The following is a 3,625-nucleotide window of genomic DNA, read 5'->3' as shown; positions in this document are numbered from 1 at the left end:
CGGTGGTGCCCGGCGGGTCGGCGCACCCGTACGGCCCGCCGGCGCGGCCGGGCTGGCGGCCCGGGCAGGACGTCGAGCACGCCGAGCACGGGCCGGGCTGGGTGCAGGGCTCGGGCGTGGGGCGGGTGACGGTGCGCTTCGAGGGCCCGCACACCGCCCCGGGGCGCATCCGCACCTTCCGCGACGACGACCCGGACCTGGTGCCCGCGGACCCCCCGGTCTTCGACCCGCAGCGCTGGGCCCAGCAGCACGGGGAGCGCGCGGCGCCGGGGCGGGTGGCGTCGTGACGCCCGCGCCCGTCGCCGCGGGGCCGTGCGCGCAGCGGGTGCTGCCGGTGCCGGGCGGCCTGGCCGCGGGCCCGCTGCGCCGCTTCCTGCTCGCCCACGTCGTGCCGGGCGCCGAGCGGCACGACGCCGCCACCGGCACCCACGAGCGGGTGGTGCCCACCGGCGCCGGCCCGGTGGTGGCGGCGGTGGTCCTGGGCACCGGCGAGCGCTGCGGGCAGGTGCTCGTGCGCGCCCCGGCGCCGGTGCTGGGGGAGGTGTGCGCGGTGGTGCGCCGCTGGCTGGACCTGGACGGCGAGGTCGCCGCCGCCGAGGCGCACCTGGGCGCGGACTCCGAGCTGGCGCCGCTGGTGGCGGCGCGCCCGGGGCTGCGGGTGCCGCGGGCGGTCGCCGGCGCCGAGACGGCGCTGCTGACGGTGCTGGGGCAGCAGGTCTCGCTGGCCGCGGCGCGCACCTTCGCCGGCCGCCTGGTCGCCGCGCACGGGCGGCCGGTGCCCGGCGGGCTGAGCGCGTTCCCGGACCCGGCGGTGCTGGCGGCGGCCGGCCCGGGGGCGCTGCGGGCGGTGACGGGGCTGACGGGGGCGCGCTCGCGCACCCTGCACGCGCTGGCGGAGCTGCTGGCCGACGGCCTGGACCTGGACGCGGCGCGCGCGGCCGGCGAGGGCGCGGCGGCGCGGGCGCGGCTGCTGGCGCTGCCGGGCGTGGGGCCGTGGACGGCGGACTACGTGGCGCTGCGGGCGCTGGGCGAGGACGACGCGTTCCTGCCCGGGGACCTGGTGCTGCGCAAGGCGATGGGCGGGGTCTCGCCGGCCGCGGCGCTGGCGCGGGCGCGGGCGTGGCGGCCGTGGCGCGGGTACGCGCTGCTGCACCTGTGGACGGCGCGGGTGTTCGCCGGACCCGCCGGGGCCTGACGGCCCCCGCCGCGGCTCGCGCGTCGCTCGTGAGGAGTTCTGTACGGTGCGTGACGTGCAGCAGCCTCAGGGGACCGTGGTCGTGACCGGTGGCAGCAGGGGCATCGGTGCTGCCGTCGTGCAGGCGCTGGCGGCGCGGGGGGTGCCCGTCTGCTTCAGCTACGCCACGAACCGCGAGGCCGCGGAGTTCGTGGCCCAGCAGGCCGCCGACCTCGGCACGCCCGTGCTGGCCGTGCGCGCCGACGTCTCCGACGAGGCGGACGTGCGGCACCTGTTCGCCCGCGCCGAGGAGCTCGGCCCGGTCACCGGCCTGGTCAACAACGCCGGCGTCAACGCCCCCGCGGCGTGCGTGGTGGACATCGACGCCGCGCGGGTGCGCCGCCTGCTGGAGGTCAACGTCGTCGGCGCGTTCCTGTGCGCGCGCGAGGCCGTGACGCGGATGGTGCGGGCCGGGGGCGGCACCGTCGTCAACGTCTCCTCCCGCGCCGCGGTGCTGGGCAGCCCCGGCGAGTACGTCGACTACGCCGCCTCCAAGGCCGCCGTGGACGCCCTCACCGTCGGCCTGGCCCGCGAGGTCGCCGACCAGGGCGTGCGCGTGGTCGGGGTGCGCCCGGGCCTGATCCGCACCGACATCCACGCCACCGCCGGCGACCCCGGCCGGGTGGAGCGGCTGCAGAGGAGCGTGCCCATGGGCCGCGGCGGGGAGGCCGCCGAGGTCGCCGAGGCCGTGGTGTGGCTGCTCTCGGACGCCGCCTCGTACGTCACCGGCACGACGCTGGACGTCAGCGGCGGTCGCTGAGGCGGCTCAGCCGGAGCGCCCCAGCAGCTCCGGGCGGGCCAGCACCAGGTCGCGGAAGGCGGCCGCCACCCGCGGCAGCGGCCCCTCGCGCTGGACGATGCCCAGGGTGCGGGTGGTGGAGGGCCCGCTGAGGGGGCGCTCGACCACGCCGGCGCGCGCCGGGCCGGGGGCGGGCAGCAGCGCCACCCCGAGCCCGGCGGCCACCAGGCCGCGCACGGTGCCGGCGTCCTGCCCCTCGAACGCCACCGCCGGGCGCACGCCGGCCTCGGCGAACATCGCGTCGGCGGTCTCGCGCAGCCCGTAGCCGTGCTCGAAGAGGACGAACGGCTCGCCGGCGACGTCGGCCAGGGCCAGGTGCTCGCGGCGGGCGAGGCGGTGCTCGGCGGGCAGGCACAGCACGAGGGGCTGCTCCAGCAGGGCGCGGGCGCGCAGGCCGGGCGCGGCCGGCAGCGGGGAGGTGAGCACGAGGTCGACGTCCCCGGCGGTCAGCTGCGCCAGCAGCGCGCCGGCGGCGCCCTGGGTGAGCCGGAAGCGGGCGCCGGGGTGCTCCTCGCGGAAGGCGCGCACCAGGGCGGGCACGGCCGCCGCGCCCAGGGTGTGCAGGAAGCCCAGGGCGACGCGGCCGGTGGCGGGGGAGTCGTCCTCGCGCACCGCGCGCACCCCGCGCTCGACCTCGCCCAGGGCGCGGCGGGCGGCCGCGGCCAGGGCGTGCCCGGCGGCGGTCAGGCGCACCCCGCGCCCGTGCGGGGCCAGCAGCGGCACCCCGACGACCTCCTGCACGCGGGCCAGGGCGCGGCTGACGGTGGGCTGGCCCAGCCCGAGCTCGTGCGCGGCGCGGGTGACGTGCCGGTGGTCGGCCACGGTGACCAGTACCCGCAGCGGTCCGGCGAGGGCCTGCACGGCGTCGTCGACGTCCTCCACCCCGCCATCCTGCATCACTCACCCCCTTCTCATGCATTGGACGCATCGGAGGGCGGGTTCCTACCGTCGTGCGGGTGGGCGTTCAGCACCGGGCGGGGGCCGCCGTGGACACCGGGCGCGGCGGCGAGCGGGAGCAGCGCCGCGTGGTCGTCGCCCTCTTCGCCGCCGGCGTGGCCACCTTCGCGCAGCTGTACTCCGTGCAGGCCGTGCTGCCCGCGCTCGCCGGCGGCCTGCACGTCAGCTCCTCGCGCGCGGCGCTGTCGGTGTCGGTGGCCACCGGGGCGCTGGCGCTGTCCGTCGTCGGCTGGAGCGCCCTGGCCGACCGCGTCGGGCGGGTGCCCGTCATGACCGCCTCCGTCGTGGCCGCCACCGCCCTCGGCCTGGCCGTGCCGTGGGCGCCGGGGGCGGGCGCGCTGCTGGTGCTGCGAGCGCTGCAGGGCGCCGCGCTGGGCGGGCTGCCCGCCGTGGCGGTGGCGCACCTGGTCGAGGAGCTGCCCGCCGCGCGGGTCACCCGCGCCGCCGCCGCCCACGTCGCCGGCACCTCCCTGGGCGGGCTGTCCGGGCGCGTGGCCTCCGCCCTGGTCGCCGACCTCGCCGGCTGGCGCTGGGGCGTGGCCGCCGTCGCCGTCCTCGGCGCGCTGGCCGCCGCGGTCTTCTGCGCGCTCGTGCCGCGCGCCCGCGCCCCCCGCCGCCGCGGCGCAGGGCCCGAC

Annotated in this window: 4 protein-coding genes and 1 pseudogene; 4 read left to right on the top strand and 1 reads right to left on the bottom strand. The window is 80.5% G+C overall.

Annotated features, from left to right (window positions below; translation table 11 throughout):
- From GTR00_RS16745 to GTR00_RS16735, 3 genes and pseudogenes are all read left to right on the top strand, one after another.
- Window positions 1-287, top strand: a pseudogene (locus GTR00_RS16745) (hypothetical protein); the annotation flags it as partial.
- Window positions 284-1,195, top strand: coding sequence for a DNA-3-methyladenine glycosylase family protein (locus tag GTR00_RS16740; RefSeq protein ID WP_323132553.1), 912 nt, complete (start codon window positions 284-286; stop codon window positions 1,193-1,195). The pseudogene GTR00_RS16745 and the gene GTR00_RS16740, both read left to right, overlap by 4 nt.
- 55 nt (window positions 1,196-1,250) lie before the next feature.
- The gene (locus GTR00_RS16735; RefSeq protein WP_166612720.1) at window positions 1,251-1,994 is read left to right on the top strand and encodes an SDR family oxidoreductase; all 744 of its coding nucleotides are present in this window, start codon (window positions 1,251-1,253) and stop codon (window positions 1,992-1,994) included.
- 6 nt (window positions 1,995-2,000) lie between these two features.
- On the opposite strand, the gene GTR00_RS16730 is transcribed toward GTR00_RS16735, so the two are convergent.
- Window positions 2,001-2,915, bottom strand: a complete 915-nt coding sequence (locus GTR00_RS16730) for a LysR family transcriptional regulator (RefSeq protein WP_205706006.1) — start codon at window positions 2,913-2,915, stop codon at window positions 2,001-2,003.
- A gap of 74 nt (window positions 2,916-2,989) precedes the next feature.
- On the opposite strand from GTR00_RS16730, the gene GTR00_RS16725 reads away from it, so the two are divergent.
- A partial coding sequence (locus GTR00_RS16725; protein ID WP_166612718.1) for an MFS transporter occupies window positions 2,990-3,625 on the top strand: 636 nt, incomplete at its 3' end.

The sequence above is a fragment of the Kineococcus indalonis genome (assembly GCF_009906395.1).
GTDB lineage: Bacteria > Actinomycetota > Actinomycetes > Actinomycetales > Kineococcaceae > Kineococcus > Kineococcus indalonis.
This window is presented reverse-complemented; position numbering and strand designations above follow the sequence as displayed.